Annotated in this window: 20 protein-coding genes and 3 pseudogenes; 18 read left to right on the top strand and 5 right to left on the bottom strand. The window is 59.3% G+C overall.

What is annotated here, in order from left to right; translation table 11 throughout:
- The first annotated feature begins 3 nt into the window (after positions 1 to 3).
- The gene (gene fliR / locus HP15_RS11505; RefSeq protein ID WP_014577623.1) at positions 4 to 789 is read left to right on the top strand and encodes a flagellar biosynthetic protein FliR; all 786 of its coding nucleotides are present in this window, start codon (positions 4 to 6) and stop codon (positions 787 to 789) included.
- A 6-nt stretch (positions 790 to 795) separates the two neighbouring features.
- Positions 796 to 1,931: pseudogene (flhB, locus tag HP15_RS11500) on the top strand (flagellar biosynthesis protein FlhB).
- A 444-nt stretch (positions 1,932 to 2,375) separates the two neighbouring features.
- On the opposite strand, the gene HP15_RS11495 reads toward flhB, so the two are convergent.
- From HP15_RS11495 to upp, 3 genes are read right to left on the bottom strand one after another with little or no spacing between them, the layout of a single operon-like run.
- Complete coding sequence (locus HP15_RS11495) at positions 2,376 to 3,230, bottom strand: class I SAM-dependent methyltransferase (RefSeq protein WP_014577621.1); 855 nt, start codon at positions 3,228 to 3,230, stop codon at positions 2,376 to 2,378.
- The gene (locus HP15_RS11490; protein WP_014577620.1) at positions 3,211 to 4,467 is read right to left on the bottom strand and encodes a uracil-xanthine permease family protein; all 1,257 of its coding nucleotides are present in this window, start codon (positions 4,465 to 4,467) and stop codon (positions 3,211 to 3,213) included. The genes HP15_RS11495 and HP15_RS11490 overlap by 20 nt, the downstream gene beginning before the upstream one ends.
- A 2-nt stretch (positions 4,468 to 4,469) precedes the next feature.
- Entirely contained in the window at positions 4,470 to 5,108 is a 639-nt protein-coding gene (upp, locus tag HP15_RS11485) for a uracil phosphoribosyltransferase (RefSeq protein WP_008173081.1), read from the bottom strand.
- Between the two features lie 218 nt (positions 5,109 to 5,326).
- On the opposite strand from upp, the gene flhA reads away from it, so the two are divergent.
- From flhA to HP15_RS11405, 16 genes and pseudogenes are all read left to right on the top strand, one after another.
- Positions 5,327 to 7,507: a flagellar biosynthesis protein FlhA gene (gene flhA / locus HP15_RS11480; protein WP_041645324.1), complete on the top strand. Its 2,181-nt coding sequence runs from the start codon at positions 5,327 to 5,329 to the stop codon at positions 7,505 to 7,507.
- Between the two features lie 60 nt (positions 7,508 to 7,567).
- Complete coding sequence (flhF, locus tag HP15_RS11475; protein ID WP_014577618.1) at positions 7,568 to 8,875, top strand: flagellar biosynthesis protein FlhF; 1,308 nt, start codon at positions 7,568 to 7,570, stop codon at positions 8,873 to 8,875.
- Between the two features lie 68 nt (positions 8,876 to 8,943).
- Complete coding sequence (locus HP15_RS11470) at positions 8,944 to 9,756, top strand: MinD/ParA family protein (protein ID WP_041646273.1); 813 nt, start codon at positions 8,944 to 8,946, stop codon at positions 9,754 to 9,756.
- A gap of 31 nt (positions 9,757 to 9,787) precedes the next feature.
- Entirely contained in the window at positions 9,788 to 10,531 is a 744-nt protein-coding gene (locus HP15_RS11465) for an RNA polymerase sigma factor FliA (protein ID WP_014577616.1), read from the top strand.
- Between the two features lie 162 nt (positions 10,532 to 10,693).
- Positions 10,694 to 11,077 carry a chemotaxis response regulator CheY gene (gene cheY, locus HP15_RS11460; RefSeq protein ID WP_008173086.1) on the top strand — a complete coding sequence of 128 codons (384 nt, stop codon included), beginning with the start codon at positions 10,694 to 10,696 and terminating at the stop codon, positions 11,075 to 11,077.
- An 11-nt stretch (positions 11,078 to 11,088) separates the two neighbouring features.
- Positions 11,089 to 11,881, top strand: a pseudogene (locus HP15_RS11455) (protein phosphatase CheZ).
- A gap of 16 nt (positions 11,882 to 11,897) precedes the next feature.
- On the top strand, positions 11,898 to 14,048 hold the full coding sequence (locus HP15_RS11450) for a chemotaxis protein CheA (RefSeq protein ID WP_014577613.1): 2,151 nt from the start codon (positions 11,898 to 11,900) through the stop codon (positions 14,046 to 14,048).
- A gap of 65 nt (positions 14,049 to 14,113) precedes the next feature.
- Positions 14,114 to 15,276 (top strand): annotated as a pseudogene (gene cheB, locus HP15_RS11445) (chemotaxis-specific protein-glutamate methyltransferase CheB).
- On the top strand, positions 15,276 to 16,016 hold the full coding sequence (locus HP15_RS11440; protein WP_008173090.1) for a flagellar motor protein: 741 nt from the start codon (positions 15,276 to 15,278) through the stop codon (positions 16,014 to 16,016). The pseudogene cheB and the gene HP15_RS11440 overlap by 1 nt, the downstream one beginning before the upstream one ends.
- 18 nt (positions 16,017 to 16,034) lie before the next feature.
- On the top strand, positions 16,035 to 16,817 hold the full coding sequence (gene motD / locus HP15_RS11435) for a flagellar motor protein MotD (RefSeq protein ID WP_014577610.1): 783 nt from the start codon (positions 16,035 to 16,037) through the stop codon (positions 16,815 to 16,817).
- 194 nt (positions 16,818 to 17,011) lie between these two features.
- Positions 17,012 to 17,809 carry a ParA family protein gene (locus HP15_RS11430; protein WP_041646271.1) on the top strand — a complete coding sequence of 266 codons (798 nt, stop codon included), beginning with the start codon at positions 17,012 to 17,014 and terminating at the stop codon, positions 17,807 to 17,809.
- Complete coding sequence (locus HP15_RS11425; RefSeq protein ID WP_014577608.1) at positions 17,802 to 18,611, top strand: chemotaxis protein CheW; 810 nt, start codon at positions 17,802 to 17,804, stop codon at positions 18,609 to 18,611. Before HP15_RS11430 ends, HP15_RS11425 begins: the two co-directional genes overlap by 8 nt.
- A 133-nt stretch (positions 18,612 to 18,744) precedes the next feature.
- Positions 18,745 to 19,233, top strand: coding sequence for a chemotaxis protein CheW (locus tag HP15_RS11420; RefSeq protein ID WP_008173094.1), 489 nt, complete (start codon positions 18,745 to 18,747; stop codon positions 19,231 to 19,233).
- Between the two features lie 67 nt (positions 19,234 to 19,300).
- The gene (locus HP15_RS11415; RefSeq protein ID WP_014577607.1) at positions 19,301 to 19,693 is read left to right on the top strand and encodes a DUF2802 domain-containing protein; all 393 of its coding nucleotides are present in this window, start codon (positions 19,301 to 19,303) and stop codon (positions 19,691 to 19,693) included.
- A 26-nt stretch (positions 19,694 to 19,719) separates the two neighbouring features.
- Complete coding sequence (locus HP15_RS11410) at positions 19,720 to 22,002, top strand: ATPase, T2SS/T4P/T4SS family (RefSeq protein ID WP_014577606.1); 2,283 nt, start codon at positions 19,720 to 19,722, stop codon at positions 22,000 to 22,002.
- Complete coding sequence (locus HP15_RS11405) at positions 21,999 to 23,102, top strand: ATP-binding protein (protein ID WP_014577605.1); 1,104 nt, start codon at positions 21,999 to 22,001, stop codon at positions 23,100 to 23,102. The genes HP15_RS11410 and HP15_RS11405 overlap by 4 nt, the downstream gene beginning before the upstream one ends.
- Here the strand turns inward: HP15_RS11405 and HP15_RS11400 are convergent.
- Both HP15_RS11400 and fliK read right to left on the bottom strand, forming a co-directional pair.
- Entirely contained in the window at positions 23,088 to 23,402 is a 315-nt protein-coding gene (locus HP15_RS11400) for an EscU/YscU/HrcU family type III secretion system export apparatus switch protein (protein ID WP_014577604.1), read from the bottom strand. The two genes, HP15_RS11405 and HP15_RS11400, sit on opposite strands and share 15 nt — an antisense overlap.
- Positions 23,399 to 24,781 (bottom strand): flagellar hook-length control protein FliK, encoded by a 1,383-nt coding sequence (gene fliK / locus HP15_RS11395; RefSeq protein ID WP_014577603.1) that lies wholly within the window; start codon positions 24,779 to 24,781, stop codon positions 23,399 to 23,401. The genes HP15_RS11400 and fliK overlap by 4 nt, the downstream gene beginning before the upstream one ends.
- Between the last annotated feature and the right edge of the window lie 46 nt (positions 24,782 to 24,827).

Raw genomic sequence — 24,827 nt, 5'->3', positions numbered from 1 at the left:
CGGATGATACCGGCGGAGATCAGCGCGGATGTGATCGGCCAATGGGTCGGCCAGCACCTCTGGCCGCTGTTCCGCCTGGCCAGCTTCCTGATGGTGATCCCCATTTTCGGTACCCAGCTGGTGCCGGCCCGGATCCGTCTCGGGCTGGCCTTGCTGATGACCATACTCATCGCGCCCATGATACCGCCCGTTCCTCAGGTGGAAGCCCTGAGCGCCGATGCCGTGGTCATTACCCTGCAGCAGATACTCATCGGCGTCGGCATGGGCTTTGCGCTGACCGCACTCTGGCAGTTGTTCGTGATTGCCGGCCAGATGATCGCCATGCAGATGGGGCTGGGCTTTGCCTCGATGGTCGATCCGGCCAACGGTGTGAACGTGCCCGTACTTTCCCAGATTTATACCATCACCATTACCCTGTTGTTCCTGGCCATGAACGGCCACCTGGTTGCCTTTGAAGTCTTTATCGAGAGCTTCCGGACCCTGCCCATCGGGATGGAAGGCCTCGGCCAGACCGGAATCTGGGAATTGGCCCACCGGATCAGCTGGATGTTCGCCTCCGCCATGCTCCTGGCGTTGCCGGCGGTTACTGCCGTGCTGATCGTCAACATCTCCTTTGGTGTCATGACGCGCGCCGCTCCCCAGATGAACATCTTCGCGTTGGGTTTCCCGATTGGCCTGATTTTTGGATTGTTTGCGATATGGGTGCTGCACGCCAATTTTCTGCCGCACTTCGATCAGTACGCCCGGGAAACGTTTGATTTCATGCGGGGATTGCAGGGGCAGCCGTAGAGAGTTATGGCCGAAGAAGACGACAACAGTCAGGAAAAACGGAAGAGGCCACCCCCCGAAGGCTCGAAAAAGCCAAGGAGGAGGGCCAGACTGCGCGCTCAAAAGAGCTGGCCACCATGGCCGTCCTCCTGGCAGGCGCCGGCGGCATGCTGATGTTTGGCGCCAGCCTGGGAGCCTCGTTGGAGGCGATCATGCGCGATAGCTTCGTTATCGAACGCTCCGCCATCTTCGACATGCGCCACATGAGCGTGCAGCTCATTGAATCCTCCAAGGAAGCGGCCTGGGCTCTCTCTCCCATTCTGGTATTACTGCTGATCGCCGCTATCTTCGGCTCTATCGGCATCGGCGGCCTGCTGATCAGCGGCAAAGCCGTGGCCCCGAAACTCAATCGCATGGACCCCATCAAGGGCCTCGGGCGCATGTTCTCAATGCGCTCCCTTATCGAGCTGGTAAAGGCCATTGCCAAGGTCGGTCTGGTAATGGCCTTGGCCATTCTGATCCTCGATCTGCGCACGGAAGACTTGTTGGCCATTGCCGAGGAGCCGGTGGTGCCGGCCATGGAACATGTACTCTGGACCATCGCCTGGAGCTTTTTCCTGCTTTCCTGCGCCACCATCATCATCGCGGCGATCGACGTACCCTTCCAGATCTACGATCACCAGAAAAAACTGCGCATGACCAAGCAGGAGGTGAAAGACGAATACAAGGACACCGAGGGCAAACCCGAGGTCAAAGGCAAGATCCGCCAACTCCAGCGTGAAATGGCTCAGCGCCGCATGATGCAGGACGTGCCTACGGCAGATGTGGTGATCACCAACCCGACCCATTACGCAGTGGCGCTGAAATACGATCAGAAGGCGATGGCCGCGCCGATTGTGGTGGCCAAGGGCGCCGATGAGGTAGCCTTCAAGATCATGGAAATTGCCCGTGAGAACAAAGTCGAGATTCTGAGAACGCCGCCGCTGACTCGGGCGGTGTACCACAACACCGACATCGGCGAGGAGATTCCCGATGGCCTGTACATGGCCATTGCCCAAGTGCTCGCCTATGTGTTCCAGCTCCGACAGTTCCGCAAGGGGCGCGGGCCCAAGCCCGGTATGCCAGAGTTCCCGATTCCGTCGGATTTGCGGCGGGACGTCTAGTTTGGAGCTGGGTTCCTGAAAGTAGCCTGCGGGTCTGGGTGCTGGCGGGTTGTCGGGTGGGCCTCCCAAAAACCGCTACGAGCACATCCATGTGCGCTTGGCGTCGGCCATCCATGGCCGCCGACATTTTTGGGAGGCCCACCCGACAACCCGCTTCTGAGCCATTCGATATCGCATTGAAAGCCAGAATCGTAGGCTCGATTACGGCTGCGCCTAATCCAACCTGCGTTTTGATCTTGGTTAATGGCGAGACTTTCAACCAAGCAAAATAAATCCAGAGCGATATCTGGAGGTTATGACAAGTGGTGGTGGAAGGCCTTTCCAGGACTGTCTGTGGCCATGGATGGCCACAGCCAAGCGCACATGGATGTGCTCGTAGCGTGTCCTGGAAAGGCCTTTCACCACCACGCATCCCTCAAACTAGCAGGCTGCAATTCCAGAAAGTCAGCAACCAGCCTCGATAACCCGAACCATCGGTTCCCCGCGGCTTTCGGGGATTGGCAGAATCCCATACCAGGATCGCGGATCGTGCACTGTGGCGGAGGCAAACCCACAGGACAGGAAATGCTCCCGTGCCTCTTCGTCGGTCTGGAAGTGGAAAGATACCTCGCTGAGGGTGACGGCGCCGAGGACGCCACCGAGCACCTTGAGGGTGGTGTTCAGAACCGGCTGGCGGGGTTGGTAGTAGCTTTCGGAGAGGTAAACCGAGCCCGGGCGTTTGGCCATGGCGGCGGCGAGTCGGCGCCAGAACTCGGAAATGGTTTCCAGAGAGAAGTAGCTGGTCAGGCCTTCCGTAACGATGATCACTGGCTGGTCGTTCTCGAATACGCGGTCGATCACTTTTTCCAGCTGATACTCACCGTAGTCCGCGAGGATATCGATGGGCGTGACCTGGTGGTGGTCGCCGAGGCGGCCCGTGGCCATCAGGCGGAGGGCCTTGCGGGCGGCCATGTCGGGCAGGTCGGCTTCGACCATATGGAGCAGGGGATGTTTCTCGCGTAACCGAATCCCCCGAGGCGACATGCCGCAGGCGATCTCGAGAACCTGGGTGATGCCCTTGTTGCGGATGGCCTGGTCAATTAGGTGGTCGATAATCAGATGTCGTTGCAGCAGGAAGGTGCGGATGTTTCCGCCGATGGCCGCCTGACTGGCGGCTTCGAAGGGGGTCATCAGGCGATAGAGCCAGCGGCCCTTTTCTGTAACGAGGGTGTCGTCAGAAAGCCCGTACCGGTGCCAGACGGCACCGGTATACAGGGCAGTGAAGCTGATGCCGGAGCTGTTAGTCGGCTTTCTGCTCATAGACGGCTTTACCCCATGCCTCGCGGCTGCCGGGCAGTATCAGGTTCAGGATGATGGCAGCCACCGCACAGAGCGCGATGCCTTCGAGATGCCCGAGCACCATGCCGCCAATACCGAACACCAGGGTAACGCCTACGATAACCAGGTTGCGAGACTGCGACAGATCTACCTGGTGGCGGATCAGTGTGTTCAGGCCAACGACGGCAATGGAACCGAACAGCAGGCAGAGGATGCCGCCCATGACGGGCACCGGGATGGTTTGCAGTGCTGCGCCGAACTTGCCAACGAAAGCCAGAACAATGGCGATGCAGGCAGCCCACCACATGACCTTGGGGTTGAAGTTCTTGGTGAGCATAACGGCGCCGGTGACTTCCGAGTAGGTGGTGTTGGGCGGTCCTCCAAGCATGGAGGCGGCGCTGGTGGCCAGGCCGTCACCCAGCAGGGTGCGGTGCAGGCCCGGCTTTTCCAGGTAGTTCTTTCGGGTCACGTTGCCGATGGCCAGCACGTCACCGATGTGTTCAATGGCCGGGGCAATGGCGACGGGGATCATGAACAGCACGGCGCCCCAGCTGAATTCCGGCGCAACAAAGTTGGGAACGGCGAACCAGGCGGCGTCCCGGATTGGCGTGGTATCCACGATACCGGCAAACGCGGAGAGGATGTAGCCGGTGATAACGCCGAACATGATCGGAATCAGCCGGAAAATGCCTTTCGACCAGACCGACATGATGATGGTTACGGCCAGCGAGATCATGGCGATCCAGATCGCCGTGTCGTAGGGAATCAGCTGGTTGGCGCCATCACCGGTGCGGCCGGAGGCCATGTGAACGGCAACCGGCGCCAGGCCGAGACCGATAGTCATGATCACCGGACCGATAACCACTGGCGGCAGCAGGCGGCGGACAAAGCCGGTGCCCCGCAGCCGCACCAGTCCACTGAGGAAAATATAGAGAATACCCGCTGCCATCAGGCCGCCGAGTGTCTCTTCCATGCCGAACTTGCCTTTGGAGGCAATCACGGGGGCAATAAAGGCGAAGGACGACGCGAGGAAAATCGGGATCTGACCGCCGGTCACCACGTGAAAGATCAGGGTGCCCAGGCCGGCGGTGAACAGGGCCACGTTGGGATCCAGCCCGGTAATCAGTGGCATCAGAACCAGCGCGCCGAACGCCACCAGCAGCATCTGGGAGCCAGCAATGGCCTGTTTCCAGACCGGGTCGTTGTTATGGTCCTGCATTCTTAAACGTCCTTTTGCTTGGTGCCGAAGATTTTGTCGCCGGCATCGCCGAGACCCGGAAGGATGTAGCCTTTGTCGTTGAGGCGCTCATCAACGGAGGCGGTGTAGATAGATACGTCCGGATGTTTTTCCAGAACCTTTTCAACGCCTTCGGGCGCGGCGACCAGAACCAGGGCCCGGATCTCGGTGCTGCCAGCCTTCTTGAGCAGGTCAATGGTGGAGATCATTGAGCCGCCGGTGGCGAGCATTGGATCGACAATCATGGCCATGCGCTGGTCCAGTTCGCCCACCAGCTTTTCAAGGTAGGTGCTGGCCTCGAGGGTTTCCTCATTGCGGATCTGGCCGACAACACTGACCCGGGCCACCGGAATCAGGCTGAGGACACCGTCAAGCATGCCAAGGCCGGCCCGCAGGATCGGCACGATGGTGACTTTCTTGCCGTGAATCTGTTCCACGTTAACCGGCCCTGCCCAGCCTTCGATGGTCTTTTCCTGCAGATTGAAGTCTTTGGTGGCCTCGTAGGTCAGGAGTGCACCGACTTCCTGTGCCAGCTCCCGGAAATTCTTGGTGCTGATATCCGCACGGCGCATGATGCCGAGCTTGTGGCGGATCAGAGGGTGTTTTACCTCGTGGATTGGCATGGGGTCACCTGTGTGTCTGGTTGGAATTTTGGCGTCGCGATCAAATGGCGCAAGGATACCGCATCTGGCAAGGCGAGTCAGGCCGCAAATGGCTGCTTAACGGAAATCCCCTAAGGGGTGGTACGGATCTTGCGATAACCCTTCCAAACGACGCTCCGGTGTCAGATTTTCGACCTTCAAAACGCCTGCAGGCACGGCCAATCGGAGAAGTATCCGGCATGGACAGAGCTTTAGTCCTCAATAACGTCAAAACCCTGACGCGGGGCAACCTGGGCATACCCATCATGCTGATGGGCTTGCTGGGCATGATGATTCTGCCCATGCCGGCGTTCCTCCTGGACGTGTTCTTTACTTTCAACATCACCCTGTCCATTGTCATTCTGCTGGTGTGTGTCTACGCCCTGCGGCCGATGGAGTTTGCGTCCTTCCCGACAGTCCTGCTGGTAGCCACACTTCTGCGTCTCGCCCTGAATGTGGCGTCTACCCGGATTGTTCTGCTGAACGGCCACGAAGGCGGCGATGCCGCCGGTAAAGTGATCGAATCCTTCGGCGCCGTTCTGATCGGCGGCAATTACGCCGTGGGTCTGGTGGTGTTTGCGATCCTGATGATCATCAACTTCCTGGTCGTGACCAAGGGTGCCGGCCGGGTCTCCGAGGTGAGCGCCCGTTTCACGCTGGATGCTATGCCCGGCAAGCAGATGGCGATTGATGCGGACCTGAACGCCGGCCTGATCAATCAGGATGAGGCCAAGCATCGTCGTGCCGAAATCGCCCAGGAAGCGGATTTCTACGGCTCCATGGACGGTGCGTCCAAGTTTGTGAAGGGCGACGCCATTGCCGGCCTGCTGATTCTTGCGATCAACATCATTGGCGGTATTGCCATTGGTATGCTGCAGCACGGTCTGGATTTCGGGCTGGCCATGGAGCGATATGCGCTGCTGACCATTGGTGACGGCCTGGTGGCACAGATTCCCTCACTGCTGCTGTCCACGTCTGCTGCAATCATGGTAACGCGGGTTACCTCCAGCCAGGACATGGGCGGCCAGATCCTCCAGCAAATGTTCAGTGCGCCCAAGGCGCTGTCCATTGCCGCCGCTATCCTGATCATTCTCGGTCTGATTCCCGGAATGCCCCACGTGGCCTTCCTGGGTCTGGGTGCACTGGCCGCCGGCGCTGCCTGGTATATCTGGAAGCACCAGAGACAGACCGTCGAAGAAGATGGCGCATTCCCGGTTAGGGGCGCGGGCGGGGCGGCTCCACGGCCGGCGGGTCGTGATCTGCCCCCAGGCGGTGATGCTGGCGGCGATCAGGGGCGTCAGCTACCGGCCCCCGGAGAGACCAAGGAGCTGGGTTGGGACGATGTGTCCACTGTCGATATTGTCGGTCTGGAAGTGGGTTACCGGTTGATCCCGCTGGTGGACAAGTCACAGGGTGGCCAGTTGCTCAGTCGTATCAAGGGCGTTCGTAAAAAGCTGTCCCAGGATCTGGGCTTCCTGATGCCCTCGGTCCACATCCGAGACAACCTGGATCTGATGCCCAACGTCTACCGCATCACGCTGATGGGCGTGACCATTGCCGAGGCGGAAATCCATCCGGACCGCGAACTGGCCATCGACCCCGGTCAGGTATTCGGAAAAATAGAGGGCATTGAAGGCAAGGATCCGGCGTTCGGTCTGGATGCCAGCTGGATTGAGCCAGACAAGAAAGACCAGGCCCAGACCCTCGGCTATACCGTGGTCGATGCCAGTACGGTGGTCGCGACCCACCTTAACCAGGTACTGCAGAAACACGCCCACGAGCTGCTGGGCCACGAGGAAGTCCAGAAATGGCTGGATCAGCTTGAAAAGATTTCTCCGAAGCTGGCCGAGGAACTGGTACCCACCACCGTATCCATCAGCCTGCTGCTGAAAGTGCTGCAGAATCTCCTGAAGGAAGAAGTGCCGATCCGGGACATGCGGTCCATTGCCGAGGCTATCGTGAACGTGCATCCGAAGAGTCAGGATCCGAAGCTGTTGACCACCGTTGCGCGGCAGTCCCTGCGCCGGATGATTGTCCAGAGTATCTGCGGCAACGAATCGGAGATACCGGTGATCACCTTGGATCCGGATCTGGAACAGTTATTGCTAAAGTCTGTTCAACAGAGTCAACAATCCGGCGGACAGGAAGATATTGGCCTGGTCCTGGAGCCGAATATGGTTGAAAAACTCCAGCGCTCGCTTCAGGAGAGCGTCCAGCGTCAGGAGATGCTCGGCAAGCCAGCCATTCTGCTGGTGTCCGGGCCCCTGAGGCCGGTGCTGGCGAAGTTCGCCAGCTACGGGGTAGAGCGGCTCCATGTGCTCTCGTACCAGGAAATTCCGGATAACAAACAGATTACGATCGTGGCGTCCGTTGGCCAGTAGCGGCGCGGATGACAGAGCGGACAGCGCCGGCACGGCGTTGCCGGTGGAGGAAGAGGCATCATGAAAGTAAAACGGTTTTTTGCTCAGACCATGGCCGAGGCGCTCAAGCAGGTCAGTGAACAGATGGGGCCGGACGCCGTGATCCTTTCCAATCGTCGGGTCGACGGCGGTGTCGAAATTGTGACGGCGCTGGACTATGACGAGAATATGGCGCGCCAGCGACTGGGCAACCAGGCAGAAGAAGCCACCAACGGGTCCCGCTTGGCCGAGATGCAGGCCGACCAGCACAGGCGTCTTGAGGACGAGCTGAGCCGGTCCCGGGACCGCATCCGTGAAGTACGGGAAAAGCGGGCATCGCAGGGCGCGAGCTACGCCGGTTCGTTCGCTGCCATTCAGGAAGAGGTGAGCGGTGGTTTTGGTGATATTGAACCTCTGCCACAGGCGCCGAGGGAAGCCTATTCCGATGAGCTGGCGCAGATGCGGGCCGAGATCAGCTCGCTCAAAGACATGATGCAGGGCCGTCGGCCGCAACCGGAGCCGGAGGTTTCTGCGACCACCGCCGTGCAGCAGAGGCTTGCCGAGCGCTTGCAGGAGTTCGGCCTCGGCAGTGATCTGGCGGGGTCAATTTCCCGTCGTCACAAGGCGGGGCGTCTGGAAGACGGTTGGAAGCAGTCCCTGAAAATGCTGTGTACCGGGGTCCGGACCTCCCGCATGGAGTGGCTGGATGAGGGCGGCGCCTACGCGTTGGTGGGGCCGACAGGGTCCGGGAAAACCACCACCATCGGAAAACTCGCCGCTCGCTACGTGCTCAAGCATGGTTCCGATTCCGTGGCCCTGGTTACCACGGATCGCTATCGGGTGGCGGCGCACGAGCAGTTATTCGTGTTCGGTCGGATCCTGAATGTGCCGGTTCGGGTCGTGGATGAGAGCCACAGTCTGGACGATATTCTGGACGAGCTTTCAGACCGTCATCTGGTGCTGATTGATACCGCCGGACTGACCAGTGCGGACAAAGGCTATCAGGAACAGCTGGCCGAACTGGCTCGCAGCCATCACAATATCAAAACCCATCTGGTGGTCTCGGCAACCAGTCAGCCTCGCATCATGAAATCCGTGTGGCATTGCTATAAGATGGCAAATCTTGCGGGCTGTTTGATGACCAAAATCGACGAGGCCCTGACGCTGGGCGAGTCTCTCGGGTTTGTGATGGAAACCGGTCTGCCGGTAGCCTATTACACAGACGGCCAGAAGATTCCTGAAGACCTGCACCACGCAGAAGCCGTTCCGCTGGTGCGGTTGGCCGTGGATCGGCTGAAAACACTCCAGCAACAGCAAGCGGTCGCAGAGGGCCTGAAAGAGCACGCCTGAGACCGGACAGATTGACAGCAGGCGTCGGAGACAAAGCCGGCGAAACGTGGCGAGAGACCAAAAACAGTATGAGCAGAGCACATCCGGTACAGGTGATTGCAGTTTCCGGCGGAAAGGGTGGTGTCGGCAAGAGTAACGTGTCGGTGAACCTCGGAATTGCCCTGGCGCAGAAAGGCCGGAGAGTGGTGCTGCTCGACGCCGATCTGGGGCTCGCCAATATCGACGTCTTGCTGGGCATCACTGCCAATCGCAACCTCCAGGATGTTCTGGCGGGCGACTGTGATCTGAAGGACGTTCTGGTGAATGGTCCCGGTGGCATCAAGATTGTCCCCGCCTCTTCCGGTACCCAACGAATGACCCAGCTCAGCCCCATGGAACATGCCGGGCTGATTAATGCGTTCAGCGAACTGGGTGATCAGATCGATGTCCTGATCGTTGATACCGCCGCCGGTATTTCCGAGTCAGTGGTCAGTTTTCTGAGAGCGTCGCAGGAGCTGCTGCTGGTTGTCTGCGACGAGCCGACCTCGATCACCGATGCCTATGCCCTGATCAAGCTGATGAACCGTGATTATGGAACCAACCGCTTCCGTATTCTTGCCAATCAGGTCCGGAATGAGCAGGAAGGCCGGCATCTGTTTGAAAAACTGACCCGGGTCACCGAGCGCTTCCTCGATGTGGCACTACAATACGTAGGAATAGTCCCCTACGATGAGGCCGTGAAGAAAGCGGTTCAGCGGCAGCGTGCGGTGCTGGACGCCTATCCCAGGGCGAAAGCTTCACTGGCCATCAAGGCGCTGGCGGACAAGGTAGATAGCTGGCCGTTGCCGTCCTCTCCCCGCGGGCATCTGGAATTTTTTGTGGAGCGGCTCGTCGAAGTCTGAATCGGATCCAGTCAAACAAAAAACCGGATACATGACATTGGCGAAAAACCTCGGAATCTATAACCAGTCAAGTGCGCAGAAGCCGGCTCAGCTCATTGAGCAGCACGCGCCGCTGGTCAAGAAAATTGCCCTTCACCTGATGGCTCGCCTGCCGGCGTCCGTCCAGCTTGAGGACCTGATGCAGGCCGGCATGATCGGTCTGCTCGAGGCCGCCCAGCGTTACAGTTCTACCAAAGGTGCTACCTTCGAGACTTACGCCGGTATCCGTATTCGCGGCGCCATGGTGGACGAAATCCGCAAGGGTGACTGGGTGCCACGTTCTGTTCATCGCAACGCCCGTCGCATTTCCCAGGCCATCAAGGCCGTTGAAGATCGACTTGGCCGCGAAGCCCACGACCAGGAAGTGGCCGAAGAGCTGGGTATGGGGCTGCCCGAATACCACTCCTACCTTTCCGATTCCAACAGCGGTCGACTTTTTAGCCTCGACGAGCTCAATGAATCCGGAGAGCTGCCGATAGAACAGACAGAGACGCAGGATAATCCCCTTGAGGGGTTGTCCTCCGATGCCTTCCGGCGGAGCCTCGCTGAGGCGATTGAAGACCTGCCGGAGCGGGAAAAGCTGGTGTTGAGCCTTTACTACCAGGAAGAACTGAACCTCAAGGAGATTGGCGCGGTGCTCGGCGTCAGTGAGAGCAGGGTAAGCCAGATTCACAGCCAGGCAGCCCTGCGCCTTCGGGGACGGCTCTCGGATTGGCGTCAGGAATCGGACAACTGACCGCGTTCAGTCTGTGTCGCCAACGAGGTAGTCTGTAGTTTTTGGTAACCGATGCTTTACAACCGAAGCAAAGGTCCGACAATAAGCGGTTAAAACAGCGGCCTGCTAGACTTTGAACGCAAAGGTCAAACGAATTCCGGGTGTTACTAACTGGAGGTCCCATTGGACAAAAACATGAAAATCCTCATTGTGGACGACTTCTCCACAATGCGACGGATCATCAAGAACCTGCTGCGTGATCTTGGCTTCACCAACACCGATGAAGCTGACGACGGCAACACGGCACTGCCAATGCTCAAAAGCGGCAAATACGATTTTCTGGTGACCGACTGGAACATGCCGGGTATGTCAGGCTTCGACCTGCTCAAGGCCGTTCGGGCGGACGAGAATCTGAAAACCCTGCCGGTATTGATGGTAACTGCTGAGGCCAAGCGCGACCAGATCGTTGCCGCTGCCCAGGCAGGCGTAAACGGTTATGTGGTCAAGCCGTTCACCGCTGCCGTGCTCAAGGAAAAGATTGAGAAAATCTTTGAAAGAATCCAGTAACCAGAGGTCGGATGGCTCTCATGAGCGATAGCAAAAAGAACCATCGGGGCCTTGAACCGGAGGTGACGGAAAAGCTCCAGCGGCAGGCAGCGGAACTGGCCGAGAGTGTTGATGCGGGTGATTATGCCAAAGCCATGACCCTGATCAATGAACTCAGCGAGGTCAGGGATCAGAGTCTGTACCGTGAGGTAGGGCGGCTGACGCGGAGCCTGCACGAAGCAATCCGGAACTTCCAGATTGATCCCCGTAACGCCGAGCAGCAGGAAGCACTGTCAAAGATGACTGATGCCTCTGATCGTCTCGAATACGTTGTGCAGATGACCGGTGAAGCAGCCAACCGGACCATGGACCTGGTTGAGGAAACCATGCCGGTGGCCAATGCCCTCAGAGACGAGGCCGCCGCGTTGCGTGATGAGTGGCAGCGCCTGCGTCGCCGGGAAATGCAGCCGGCTGAGTTTCGCGAGCTGTACGGCCGGATTGATCGTTTTTTGTCAGCATGGCAACCGATGCCGACACCATGTACAGCAACCTGTCGGAAATCCTGCTGGCTCAGGACTATCAGGATCTGACAGGTCAGGTCATCCAGAAGGTCACCGCCCTGGTGAAAGAGGTTGAGGAGCAGATGCTCAGCCTGGTGGTGATGGCCAGTCATGTGGACCAGCTCACGGGCACGGTGCACCAGATTGAAGAAAAGAAGAGTCTGCAGAGAAGGGCGTCGGGCCCCAGATCAAGGCCGATGAGCGTGAAGATGTAGTTTCGGGGCAGGACGACGTAGACGACCTGTTGTCCAGTCTCGGTTTCTGAATAATGAGGGTAACGCATGGCGTTTGATGCTGATGAAGAGATTTTGCAGGACTTCCTGGTAGAAGCCGGCGAGATCCTCGAAAAGCTGTCAGAGCAGTTGGTAGATCTTGAGCGACATCCTGACGACAGTGATCTGCTCAACGCCATCTTCCGTGGTTTCCATACCGTGAAAGGCGGAGCCGGCTTCCTTCAGCTTGAAGCGCTGGTGAACTGCTGCCATTCCGCGGAAAACGTTTTCGACATCTTGCGTAATCACAAGCGCAAGGTGGATTCCGAACTGATGGACGTGGTTCTAGAAGCACTCGACTACGTCAATGCCATGTTTGAGCAGGTCCGCAATCATGAGGAGCTGACACCGGCTCCGGACGAACTTATTGCCCGTCTGGATGCCTTGGCCCAGCCTGAAGGCGAGGGGGCACCGGCCACTGCCGCTCAACCTGAGCAGGAAGAGAGCGAACCGGCAGAAGACGGTGGCGACATCACCGACGACGAGTTCGAACAGCTTCTGGATGCATTGCAGGACGAGAAATCAGCGGAGGTTTCCTCGGCTTCGAGCGCCGGATCGGCCGGCGGTGACCAGGAAAGTTCTGGAGACGACGAAATAACCGACGACGAATTCGAAGCGCTACTGGACCAACTGCACGGAAAAGGTCAGTTTGCCGGTGCGCCAGCTGGCGAGGAAGAGGCTTCTAGTAAAGAAGAAAAGCCGGCTGCCAAGGCCGGATCTGCTGGCGGCGACGACCTGATCACCGACGACGAATTCGAGAAACTGCTGGACGATCTTCACGGCAAGGGCGGAAGCCCGACCGCGGGCGGAGAGCCTTCAGCCTCGAAAGAGCCTGCAGCTCCAAAACAGCCCTCAGCGCCGAAACAGCCTGCATCTTCAAAAGAGCCGGCTTCACCGAAAGCAAACACGTCAAAGCCCGAAAAATCGAAGCCAGCCGAGAGGCCGGAGGCCAAAGGCGCTGCCGCACCGGCGATGCCTGCTCGCGAGAATGCCCCGGCCGCGGAAACGACGGTTCGTGTCGACACCAAGCGGCTCGATGACATCATGAATATGGTGGGTGAGCTGGTGCTGGTGCGTAACCGCTTGCAGCGGCTGGGTGCTGAAAGTGAAGACGAACACATGCACAAGGCGGTATCCAACCTGGATGTGGTTACGACTGATCTCCAGTCCGCCGTCATGCAGACCCGCATGCAGCCGATCAAAAAGGTGTTCGGCAGGTTCCCCCGCGTTGTGCGCGATCTCGCCAGAAACCTCAAGAAAGAGGTGAACCTGGTGATGCATGGCGAGGAAACCGATCTCGACAAGAACCTGGTTGAAGCGCTGTCTGATCCGCTGGTTCACCTGGTGCGGAATTCGGTGGACCACGGGATCGAGGCTCCGGAAGTCCGCGAGAAGGCCGGGAAGCCACGCCAGGGAACGGTTACCCTCTCTGCCGAGCAGGAGGGAGACCATATTCTGCTGTTTATCGAGGATGACGGCGCGGGCATGGATCCGGAGGTCCTGCGCCGCAAAGCAGTCGAAAAGGGTATCTACGACCAGGATGCAGCGGACCGGCTGACCAATTCGGAGTGTTACAACCTTATTTTTGCCGCCGGATTCTCCACCAAGGAGCAGATTTCGGATGTGTCCGGACGTGGCGTCGGCATGGATGTGGTGAAAACCAAGATTGGCCAGCTCAATGGCCAGTTGAGCATCGAATCCGAGCTGGGCAAGGGCTCTCGCATTGTCATCAAGGTTCCGCTGACGCTCGCCATCATGCCCACCCTGATGATCATGCTGGGCGATCAATCCTTTGCGTTGCCGCTGGTCAACGTGGTCGAGATTTTCCATCTGGACCTGACCAAGACCAACATCGTCGATGGGCGCGAGTGCATTGTGGTTCGGGATAAAGTCTTCCCGCTATTCCATATCAAGCGCTGGCTGGTTCGTGGCGGTGCTGGCCAGGAGGTGCCCGATAACGCCCATGTTGTCATTGTGGCCATGGGTACCAAGCAGGTCGGGTTCGTGGTCGACCAGCTGGTTGGTCAGGAAGAAGTGGTTATCAAGCCCCTTGGGCGAGCGCTCCAGGGTACGCCAGGCATGGCCGGTGCCACCATTACCGGCGATGGCCGGATTGCACTGATTATTGATGTGCCAAGCCTGTTGCAGCATTACGGTTGAGCCGGGCCTTCCGGCGCTTTTTGCCAGAGAAGGCCGAAGAACGATGGATTGGGTAGGAGAAGTGGATGACAGTTTCTGTCCTGGTCGTTGACGATTCAGGGTTTTTCGCAAACGGCTGACGGAAATCCTGACCAGCTCCGGCCAGATCAAAGTGGTAGGTGCTGCGACCAATGGTCGGGAAGGCGTTGAGCTGGCCGAGAAACTGCGTCCCGACGTGATTACCATGGATTATGAGATGCCGGTGATGGATGGCATCTCTGCCGTGCGCGAAATCATGCGCAAACATCCGATACCGGTGCTCATGTTCTCATCGCTCACCTATGAGGGCGCCCGGGTCACACTGGATGCGCTCGAGGCCGGCGCCGTTGATTTTCTGCCCAAGAATTTCGAAGAAATTGCCCGGGACAACAGTCAGCTTCAGAAAATCCTGATTGAGCGGATTCTGGATGTGGCCCGCAGTCGTCCCGGCAACCGGTCTCCCGCGCCGTCCCGCGCGGAACCTTCAACTCCCGCCTCTCGGGCGCCGGAGCCTGCAGGGCGCCCGCGTCCGGAACCAGCACCGCGTCAGCGTCCTGATACCCGGGCTCCGGCAGCGCCGGCAGGTTCTCCGGGCGAAACCGAGGCCCCCAGGCGCCATGGCCGCCGTGGGCCGGCCAAGCATTACGCCGTTGTTGGCATTGGTACTTCAACCGGCGGCCCGGTTGCCCTGCAGCGGGTACTGACGGTGTTGCCCGCGACCTTCCCGGCACCGATTGTTCTGGTGCAGCATATGCCGGCGAGTTTTACTCCGGCCTTCGCCGAACGCCTTAACAAGCTCTGCCGGATTGAAGTCCGGCAGGCTGAGGATGGTGATGTGTTGCGGCCCGGCCTGGCTTTGCTGGCGCCCGGCGGCAAACAGATGATGGTCGAGAATCGGGGCGGACAGGCCAGGATCCGTATTTTGCCCGGGGACGAGCGGCTCAATTACAAACCCTGCGTGGACGTTACCTTCGGTTCTCTTGCCCGCAGCTTTCCGGGCAAGACGCTGGGAGTCATTCTCACCGGGATGGGCTCGGACGGCAAAGAAGGCTGTCGGATGATGAAGCAGAGCGGGTCGGATATATGGTCCCAGGATGAAAAATCGTCTGTGATCTACGGCATGCCGATGGCCGTTGCCAAGGCAGGGCTGACGGATGACGTATTGTCCCTGGACGAGATCGGGCCACGCCTCGCTGAAGGTGTGTGCTGATGGATATCCTGAGCCTGCTTGGGGTCATTCTGGCCTTTGCCGCAATTCTTGGCGGTAACCTGCTGGAAGGCGGAGCGGTTGGCTCACTGTTTAATGGGCCGGCGGCCATTATCGTCATCGGTGGCACTCTGGCCGCGACTATCCTCCAGACCTCGTGGCCCATGCTGAAGCGGGCTTTCACTCAGGTGCGCTGGGTCTTTTTCCCGCCGTTTATCAACCTTGAAGACGGCATCGGAAAAGTCATTGACTGGAGTGTAAAAGCTCGCAAGCAGGGCTTGCTGGGCCTTGAAGGTCTTGCAGAGCGTGAGCCGGAGCCCTTTGCCCGCAAGGGGTTGCAGTTGCTGGTGGACGGTGCCGAAACCGAGACCATCAGGGGCATCATGGAAGTTGATCTGGAATCCCGTGAGCAGAGGGATCTGGAGTCGGCCAAGGTGTTCGAGGCCATGGGTGGTTACTCGCCAACCATCGGCATTATCGGGGCTGTCATGGGCCTGATCCAGGTGATGACCAACCTTGAGGATCCCCAATCCCTGGGTAGCGGGATCGCAACCGCCTTTGTAGCCACCATCTACGGTGTGGCGCTGGCCAACCTCCTGTTCTTCCCGGTCGCCAACAAGATGCGCGGTATCGTGCGGGAGCGCACCCGCTATGAGGACATGATGATCGATGGCCTGATTGCCATCGCCGAGGGTGAAAACCCGAAATCCATCGAATTGCGGCTGCGGGGCTTCCTGCAGTAAGCATGCGCAGGCCAACTTATGCGGCGCCGTAGGCAACCCCAGGATGATCTGCACAACAAGGAGCGGTGGCTGATTTCCTACGCGGATTTCATCACCCTGCTGTTCGCCTTTTTCGTCGTGATGTACTCGGTATCGTCCGTTAACGAAGGCAAATACAAAGTCCTTTCTGAAACCCTGACCGGCGTGTTCAATGCACCCCAGCGCTCCTTCCAGCCAATCGAGATTGGCGACCAGCCCCAGAGATCGCTGAATGCGCCTGCCGAGAACGTAATCCCGCCGGCGGTGACCGAAGCGCCCCGAAATCCGGAGATGGACGCGCAGGCGCGGACCGAAGCGCTGCGAGCCATGGCTGACCAGCTTTCCATGGAGTTTGATGAGCTGATCAACCAGGGCGTGGTGTCGCTTGAGACCAGCGACCAGTGGCTGGAGCTGAATCTGCCCAACAGTCTTTTGTTTGGCAGCGGCGATGCCGAGCCCCATTACGATGCGTTCGAGGTGGTCGAGAAAATCGCCACGGTTCTGAACAACCGGGACAACGCTGTCAAAGTGGAAGGCTTCACCGATAATCAGCCGATCAGTACCTCCCGTTTTCCTTCAAACTGGGAATTGTCAGCCGCCCGGGCGGCTGCCATGGTCCGGATGCTGGTGATGGAGGGCATCGAGCCGGAACGTCTGGCGGCTGTCGGCTATGGCCAGTATCAGCCGGTTTCCCGGAATGACACTGAGGAAGGGCGCCGCAGAAACCGCCGAGTGGTATTGCTGATCTCCCGTGACGCCAGTATTCGCGGTGCCATGCGCTGAGCCGATCGTCGGCAGATGCGTATAGAGCCATTGGCATGGTTCCTGTATTACTCCCCGTTAACAATAAGGCGCCGGCAACAGCTTGCCGGATTTTCCGAGGACTGGTTCAAGTTGCCCGGGGAATGGCCGATAAACGGGACTGTGGCAACGGTTAATTGCCGGCCACACCGATGTATTCTCTGGAGAATCAAAGCGTGCGAATCTGGGCAGTAGCCAATCAAAAAGGTGGTGTCGGTAAAACCACGAGTGTGGTCGCCCTGGGCGGCTTGCTTGCCGAACGCGGCAAGCGTGTTCTCGTTGTGGATCTGGACCCGCATGGCTCGCTCACCAGCTGGTTCGGGTACGATCCGGATACAATCGCGCACAGTGTTTTCGACCTGTTCCAGCACCAGGGCAAGGTTCCGGAAGGGCTACCCGCCCAACTGATTACGGAGGCCAGCTGCAAGGGCCTGTCCCTTTTGCCGGCGAGTGCAGCCCTGGCTACCCTTGAGCGACGAATGATCGGCGTGGAAGGCATGGGGCTGATCATTTCCCGGGCCCTGACTCAGCTTTGGGACGACTTTGATTATGTCCTACTCGACAATACTCCCTCTCTGGGGGTTCTGATGGTTAACGCCCTTGCGGCAGCCCAACATCTGATCATTCCCGTGCAAACCGAATTTCTGGCCATCAAGGGCCTGGAGCGCATGCTCCACACCCTGAAGATGATCATGCGTTCCCAGAAAAACGAACTTTCTTACACCATTGTGCCCACCTTGTATGACCGGCGGACACAGGCGTCGGTGAAAAGCCTGAACCTGTTGCGGAAGACCTACCGCGAGTCCCTCTGGCAGTTTGCGATTCCGGTGGACACCAAGTTCCGGGATGCCAGCCAGGGCGGCATAACACCGTCCGCGCTGGATGCCGAAACCCATGGTGTTCGCGCCTACAGCCATCTGCTGGATGATCTCATGGCCCGGGTGGGCAGGGTGAAGGAGCGTCAGCATGGCTGACGATAAATTGACACGGCTGGCGGATCCGGAAACCGCCATTGCCAGTTATCTTGACGAACTGCTGCACACGGCCACTGATACGGCGCTTCGGGAGGAAATCGAAGCGCCGGAACCGGTGAAACCTGCACCTCCGGAACCGCGGGTGGCAACCCGCACGAAACCGGCATCTGTGCCAACCGTCGAAAAACCGGCGGCAAGACCTGAACCACCCAAACGGGTCCGGGAAACGCCTGCGGAACCTGAGAGGCCAGTAGTGCGACAGGCGCCGGAAGCGCCGGTGCCGAAGGCAAGGATTGAAACTCAGCCTGCGCCCGAGCCGGCCGCGCCGCCGTCCCGCCCGGAGTGGTCAGAACAGCCCTTTGAGTGTCTCATTTTCACGGTGGCCGGTCTGCAGCTGGCGGTGCCTCTGATTCTGCTCGGTGCCATTCACCGCATTGAAGAAGAGATCCGGCCCATCCCGGGAAGTCCACGCTGGTACATGGGAATCCGCCCGGACCGGGATCAGAACCTGAGGGTGGTGGATACCGCCGAATGGATCATGGCAGGGCGGGTGCCTCCCGATGCCCGGGACAACTACCGGTTCGTGATCCGGCTGGATAACAGCGACTGGGGGCTGGCCTGTGATGACGTCGCCCAGTCCTTTACCCTCCGGCCGGACGAAGTGCGTTGGCGCACAGCCCGCAGCAAGCGTCCGTGGCTGGCTGGCACGGTGATTGACCACATGTGTGCGCTGATTGATGTGCGCACCATGGCAGACTTGCTGGTGAGGGCGGAAAGAGAGCACCATCTGGATCTGAGCTGACGCAAACAATGGTTACTGAATGAAACCGAGCCGTGCTGGCACGGTTTGTGCCCTTAACTATAGTATTGGGCACTGATGATATTTTTTGACGATCAGGTTGCCCGCCGGGCAGCCCAAGAGGAGAAACATCGCTATGGCATCCCCGAGCGGACAAACCAATCAGGCCCAGGACGATCAGGTACTGCAGTACGTTACCTTCCGGCTGGATGATGAGACCTACGGTCTGAACGTCATGCAGATTCAGGAAGTGCTGAGATACACGGAGATTGCTCCGGTTCCGGGGGCCCCGGATTATGTGCTCGGCATCATCAACCTTCGGGGTAACGTGGTTACCGTTATCGACACCCGCCGGCGCTTTGGCCTGGCCGATGCCGAAGTAACCGATGCCACCCGGATTGTGGTTATGGAATCTGCCAACCAGGTTATGGGCATTCTGGTGGATTCCGTCGCCGAGGTGGTGTACCTGAAAGCCAGCGAAATTGAAACTGCACCGAACGTGGGTAACGAGGAAAGTGCCAAATTTATCCAGGGCGTGTGCAACAAGGATGGCGAACTGATCATTCTGGTTGAGTTCGACAAGATGCTGTCAGACCACGAGTGGGCTGAAATCGCGGCACTGTGATCCGGGGCAACCCGCTACAGGCCTCACGATGGATGCCTTCCGTGGCAATTAACGGGAGACATCCGTCATGTTTGCAGAAATTCCTTCATACCTTCCCTGGGCGCTGACTGTTGCGGCCCTGTCTCTGGTTTTCGTTCAGGGCCTGTTTCTTGGGCGCCAGGTACGTAGCCTCAGAGCAACGCTGAAAGAGCGCTGTGATACCCTTGGCCGGGAACTGCATGCCACCACCAGTGGCAGCATGGGGGTAGGGCAGCGGTTGGTTAGCTGTGAGCGTCAGTTGCACGAGCTGAGGACCACGCTCGACGAAATGCGCCAGAACGATCCGCTGCGAATCTCTTACGATGAAGCCTCTCGACTGGTTGATCTCGGCGCCGATATCGACGATCTTATGAACACGTGCGGAATTTCCCGTCCCGAGGCCGAGCTGGTGTCAGCACTCAGAAAACGTCAGGCGGCCTGATACCAAGCCGTTACGGACGTTGTTGAATGAAGAGAGTCTATCCGAGGGCCCTTGAGGCCCTTCGATCTGTATCCCGCCATGATTTTGTTTCCGGTTCTGACCTGGTTGCCTCGATAACCGGCCACTCTATTCCCCGCGAAGAAACTGTCAGCCACATTCTCTCCCTGCTCCCGGAAATAGAACCGGATCAGATGGTGATGCACGTGGGCGGTGGCTCAGGCTATTTTGCCGCTGTGCTGTCCGGGCTCGCCCATCGGGTCCTGTACGTGGAGCGGAATGCCGTTGTCGCAGAGGCTGCCAGAGAGCGGTTTGTCCGCCTGGGTATGCACAATGTGGATGTCGTTGTTGCCCGTGCGGAAGAGGCGCCCGAGCCTGATCCACTCTGTGATCTCGTGTTGTGTACCTCGTTTGTCAGGGACCAGACTGCCCTGGCGCACCTGGTTCGTGAGGGGGGGCGCCTGGTGTGTCTTGAAGGGCGAGCGGGACCCGTCCCGAGCCTGGCCATGTTCGAAAAACAAGGTGCCAAGCTCAAGCGTGTGCGCACCCTGGGCTGGGTCGACTTCAACCGTAACGTCGAGCAGATCCTCATTGATCAGGGTGTCGTGAACGAAGCGGTCCTGGCCGAGGCAAAGGCGGAGGCAGCGAAGCAGAATTGCCGGCTGCTGGACGTGCTCCGGCGGAAACTGAATCTTGAAGAGATTGATCTCTACCGTTCTCTTGCCCGCCAGCGGGGCATGACCTTCACCGACGCGGACGAGCTTCTGCCGGATCTCCATCCGGCGCTGTTCCGGCGATTTTCCCGAACGTTTCTGGATCTCTCACGACTGATACCCATCGCCGAGGAAGATGGTCGGATCACGGTTGTGACCGACGATCCCGATGCGCGCACTGATCAGCTCGAGCGGTTGAGTCCTAACCAGGTGGTTGACTGCCTGCTGGTTACACCGACGGACTTTCGTCGGCTCTGGTCAGCTCTTGATCTGACTGCCAAAGGGCGCCGCTTTGCAGCGGATCAGGAACCAACCCCGAACCAGACGGCGGACCCGACTGGCAGCAAGGATCAGCTTCTGGGCAAGGATCCGAAAAACAAGCACGTCAGCCCCTATCTGGTGTCTGTCTACGAAGCCATTCTGATGGACGCTGTAAGTGAAAAAGCCAGCGACATCCATATAGAGCAGTACGGTGACCGGATTCGCATTCGCCTTCGGGTGGATGGCGATCTCCATGACCTGCCCCAGTACCAGCTGTCGGCCCGGGAGATGAAAGGGGTGATTAACGTCATCAAGCTGCGGGCAGAACTGAACATCGCCGAGCACCGGCTGCCCCAGGGTGGGCGGTCCCGGCTGCAGCTCGGCGATATGGCCTACGATCTGCGGATACAGACCCAGCCTTCGCTCCATGGCGAACATGCCGTTATACGTCTGCTGCCGCAGACCGGCCGCGCCATGACCATTGCCGAACTTGGCATGTCATCCATGATCGGTGCCCGTTATCAGCGCTTGCTGGATAACCCGGCGGGACTGGTGCTGGTGGTCGGTCCGACCGGGTCAGGCAAGTCCACCACGCTGTATGCGGGGCTGCAGACCCTTGCCGATGACGGCCGCCGGAAAGTTATCACGGTGGAAGACCCCATCGAGTACTCCATCGACAACATTCAACAAACCCGGGTCAGATCAGAAATTGGCTTTGGTTTCGCTGATGCCATGAGGGCGTTTGTCCGGGAAGATCCGGATGTCATTCTGGTGGGCGAGATCCGTGACCAGGAAACCGCTCTGGAGGCGATACGGGCCTCCCAGACCGGCCACGTGGTTCTGTCCACGCTGCACTGCAACGACGCGGTGGATTCACTGCAGCGCTTGTATGATCTGGGTATCCACCCGAATTCCATTGCCGGTGAGCTGCTGGCTGTGATCGCCCAGCGGCTGGCCAAGCGCATCTGCAAGCATTGTTGCCAGCCTGCAGAGCCGGACCCGGTGATTCTGTCCGAGGTGTTTCCCGACGGCCCGCCCGCGGATTTCCGGTGTTTTCAGGGCGCCGGTTGTGACAAATGCAACGGCCGCGGCACCCAGGGGCGAGTGGCGATCGTCGAGTATATGGAAGTTGATTCGGACATCCGGAATGCCATTTCCAGCCAACCGCCCATCGGTGAGCTTCGCTGGCGCGCTCTCGATGCCGGACTGGTGACCATGCGGGACAGTGCTCTGGACCATGTTATTGAAGGCATAATTCCGCTGTCCGAACTGCCCCGTATTCTCCCGAGAGAGCGCATGGCACCGGAAGTTCGCGGCGGCCGCAGGAGTCAGGAATGAGCAACAAGCAATCGGTTACAAAGGCAGCCCAGCGGGAACCGGCAGAAGTGGTCTATGCCGCTGAGCTGGACAAGCTGAGAGGGATGGATCATGGCCCGGTGCCACCCGGCTGGCAGATGTCCCCGCGAGCGGTGGAAAAGTTCGTGATGGGGGATGAGAAGCTCGGCATTGAACGGAAGTTCGTGGCGGAGCGTGCCATGGTGGTCCGGATCATCATTTCCCTGTGCACCAGTCGCGGGTGCCTGCTGGTTGGCGAGCCGGGAACGGCCAAATCCTGGTTGTCGGAATTGCTGGCTGCCGCCATTTCGGGTGGCTCTACCCTGACCTTGCAGGGCGGGGCGGTGAGCGACGTAGGGCAACTGTTGTACAGCTGGAACGAGGCGGTCCTGCACACCGAGGGGCCGTGTCTGAAAGCGCTGGTTCCGAGCCCGTTGCTGCGGGGCATGATGGAGGGGCGAATGGTGCGGTTTGAAGAGATCGCCCGCTGTCCGCAGGCGCTGCAGGATGCGCTGCTCTCGGTCTTGTCCGACAGGGTTGTGGTGATTCCGGAACTGGCGGGCGACGACGGGGTGGTGCTTGCGCGGGAAGGCTTCAACGTCATCGCCACGTCCAACAGTATCGATGAGGGTGTGCACCGGATGAGCGCCGCCCTGAAGCGGCGCATGGACTTCGAGGAAATACGCCCGATCCGCAATCTGGCCGACGAGATGGATGTGGTTCTTCGGGAGGTTGGCAGGGCCAACAGTCGGGCCGGGATAGAGGTGGCACTTGAAGAATCGGTCATCGAGGTACTGGTGACCATGTTCCACGAGCTGCGCAATGGTCAGACACTTGATGGACGCAGTACCGACCGACTCGCCGGTTCGGCGCTGTCGACGGCGGAAGCGGTTTCGGTGGCTCACGCGGCCAGCCTGAACGCCTGGTATTACGGCGGGGGCAGTATCACGGTGGAGCAGCTAATGCACCACATCATCGGTTCAGCCCTCAAGGACCAGCCCGAGGACCGGCGCCGGCTGCGTCATTACTTTGAAACCACCGTGGCGCCAAGGCGTGGCGACAACTGGCAGCAGGCCTGGGCGCTCCGATCACTGATTCACTGAATCATCCGACTCGCCGGGTCTGCGATCGTCTGGGGTTAGCCCGCGAATATGGAAGGCAAACGCCAGGATTTCCGCAATCACCCGGTACAGCGACTCGGGAATTTCTTCGTTCAGTGACAGGCGCGCCAGAATGCTGGCCAGCTCCGCATTTTCATAAAGGGGAACATTGTGCTCCCGGGCGATGCGGATGATCTCTTCCGCCAGCTCATGGGTTCCGGTGGCGCTGATGGTTGGCGCTTTCTCGCCATCGTACTTGAGCGCAACGGCGGCTCTGCTGTGGTGCTCTGTCTCTGAGGTCATGCCCGGGTATCCACCAGTCTGTGTTCGAGTCGGGTTACGCTGCTCTGGGGCGTGCCGCGGCGGCAGTCCAGATCAGTGACTTCCAGGCCCAGATCGCTCAGGCTCTGCCGCAAGGCGGGAAGCTCCTGATTCACCTGGCGAAGGGTTGACTGCTTTTCGGCCCAGACCCTTGCACTGACCGCCTGCTGGCGGAGGGAAACATCAAAGTGCAGGGGGCCTGCCTCATCCAGATCCATGGTCAGTGACAGCCGCCATTCAGCCGTGGTGGCTTTCGCGGACCTGGTTTCTGACTCGCTGTTCTCGGGGTACTGTTCGATCCGGACCTGTGCCAGTCTCGGTTCGTTTTGTGGTGTCAGCCATGGCAGATCAAGTACCAGAGTCGACGCGGGCGCCGGGCCCGGAGCTTCGCCGCCCCCCCTGGCCGAGAGTACCTGACTGTGTAACTGATTGACGGTGATCCGGTTGAGCATCCCGGCCAGCAGGCGAAGCATTTGCCCAACGGTGGGCGCGTCGCCACTGCCCGAGGGCTGGGGCGTTGCCAGGGGTTGGGGAAATTGCAGTGGCGCCTGCATCAGCTCCGGCGTTGAAATCGGCGTCAGCCGGTTGAACTGATCCGGAGTGCTACCCTGTTGGGCAAGCAATGCGGTGATCACCCTGCCCAGCGCCAGCTTGAGATCGGGTAGCTGTGGCGACGGTGTCTGGGCAAGGCGTGACTCGGCGAACAACCCGCTTTCCGACAGCCATTGGCGGACCTGCTGGGGTGTTGCGTCCTGGCCGCCCGAGCCGGGGGGCAGACTGTTTCCCGTGGGCAGTCTCGACACCAATTGTTCGATGGCCTGCCTGGCGGCTTCTGGAAGCGGTTGAGGACTTCGTGATGATGGCAGTTGCCCAGGAAGCGGTTCCTGTCGAAGGCCCTGTGTCAGTGTGCCCAGTAGTCTGGCCAGGCCAGCGTCCAGAGTTTGCTGCCAGGGAAGACGTTGGGCCAGGGCCCGGGCAATCCCGGCCTCGGGGGCAGGCGCCAGTTTACCCATCAGCTGCAGTTCGTTGCCGGCACGCATTACTTTTACCCAGTCACCGGTCGCCAGCTCGGTCTTGCCGACGGCTGACTGCACAAGAAGCGATTTGCCCCGGATGTCCAGCAACAGATCCGCGTTGTTGCCACCCTGGCGGTTGATGATCTCCGCGACCCGGGCCAGGGTGGTTTCCCTGTTGGCCAGCTGCATCTGGTCGAGCAGCTGCCGGGCTGATGCGGCCACAGGCTCGCGGGCCGCTTCGGTTGTGACCGCGGGCCGGGAAGTCTGCGTTGCAGGCTGGGCAGGGGGTGTCGGTGGCTGCTGTCCGCTGGGTAGTTTCATCGTCACTGATTTGATGTTGGACAAGAGTAATCCGCCGGCGCTTTCGTTATAATACGCCGCGCCGGCAGGT

The organism is Marinobacter adhaerens HP15 (assembly GCF_000166295.1).
Classification (GTDB): Bacteria; Pseudomonadota; Gammaproteobacteria; order Pseudomonadales; family Oleiphilaceae; genus Marinobacter; species Marinobacter adhaerens.
This window is presented reverse-complemented; position numbering and strand designations above follow the sequence as displayed.

Excerpts from the sequence above, each read along its gene's own strand:
- fliR (WP_014577623.1), top strand. The coding sequence starts at position 4 with ATGATACCGGCGGAGATCAGCGCGGATGTGATCGGCCAATGGGTCGGC.
- HP15_RS11495 (WP_014577621.1), bottom strand. The coding sequence starts at position 3,230 with ATGAGCAGAAAGCCGACTAACAGCTCCGGCATCAGCTTCACTGCCCTG.
- HP15_RS11490 (WP_014577620.1), bottom strand. The coding sequence starts at position 4,467 with ATGCAGGACCATAACAACGACCCGGTCTGGAAACAGGCCATTGCTGGC.
- upp (WP_008173081.1), bottom strand. The coding sequence starts at position 5,108 with ATGCCAATCCACGAGGTAAAACACCCTCTGATCCGCCACAAGCTCGGC.
- flhA (WP_041645324.1), top strand. The coding sequence starts at position 5,327 with ATGGACAGAGCTTTAGTCCTCAATAACGTCAAAACCCTGACGCGGGGC.
- flhF (WP_014577618.1), top strand. The coding sequence starts at position 7,568 with ATGAAAGTAAAACGGTTTTTTGCTCAGACCATGGCCGAGGCGCTCAAG.
- HP15_RS11470 (WP_041646273.1), top strand. The coding sequence starts at position 8,944 with ATGAGCAGAGCACATCCGGTACAGGTGATTGCAGTTTCCGGCGGAAAG.
- HP15_RS11465 (WP_014577616.1), top strand. The coding sequence starts at position 9,788 with ATGACATTGGCGAAAAACCTCGGAATCTATAACCAGTCAAGTGCGCAG.
- HP15_RS11450 (WP_014577613.1), top strand. The coding sequence starts at position 11,898 with ATGGCGTTTGATGCTGATGAAGAGATTTTGCAGGACTTCCTGGTAGAA.
- HP15_RS11440 (WP_008173090.1), top strand. The coding sequence starts at position 15,276 with ATGGATATCCTGAGCCTGCTTGGGGTCATTCTGGCCTTTGCCGCAATT.
- motD (WP_014577610.1), top strand. The coding sequence starts at position 16,035 with ATGCGGCGCCGTAGGCAACCCCAGGATGATCTGCACAACAAGGAGCGG.
- HP15_RS11425 (WP_014577608.1), top strand. The coding sequence starts at position 17,802 with ATGGCTGACGATAAATTGACACGGCTGGCGGATCCGGAAACCGCCATT.
- HP15_RS11420 (WP_008173094.1), top strand. The coding sequence starts at position 18,745 with ATGGCATCCCCGAGCGGACAAACCAATCAGGCCCAGGACGATCAGGTA.
- HP15_RS11415 (WP_014577607.1), top strand. The coding sequence starts at position 19,301 with ATGTTTGCAGAAATTCCTTCATACCTTCCCTGGGCGCTGACTGTTGCG.
- HP15_RS11410 (WP_014577606.1), top strand. The coding sequence starts at position 19,720 with ATGAAGAGAGTCTATCCGAGGGCCCTTGAGGCCCTTCGATCTGTATCC.
- HP15_RS11405 (WP_014577605.1), top strand. The coding sequence starts at position 21,999 with ATGAGCAACAAGCAATCGGTTACAAAGGCAGCCCAGCGGGAACCGGCA.
- HP15_RS11400 (WP_014577604.1), bottom strand. The coding sequence starts at position 23,402 with ATGACCTCAGAGACAGAGCACCACAGCAGAGCCGCCGTTGCGCTCAAG.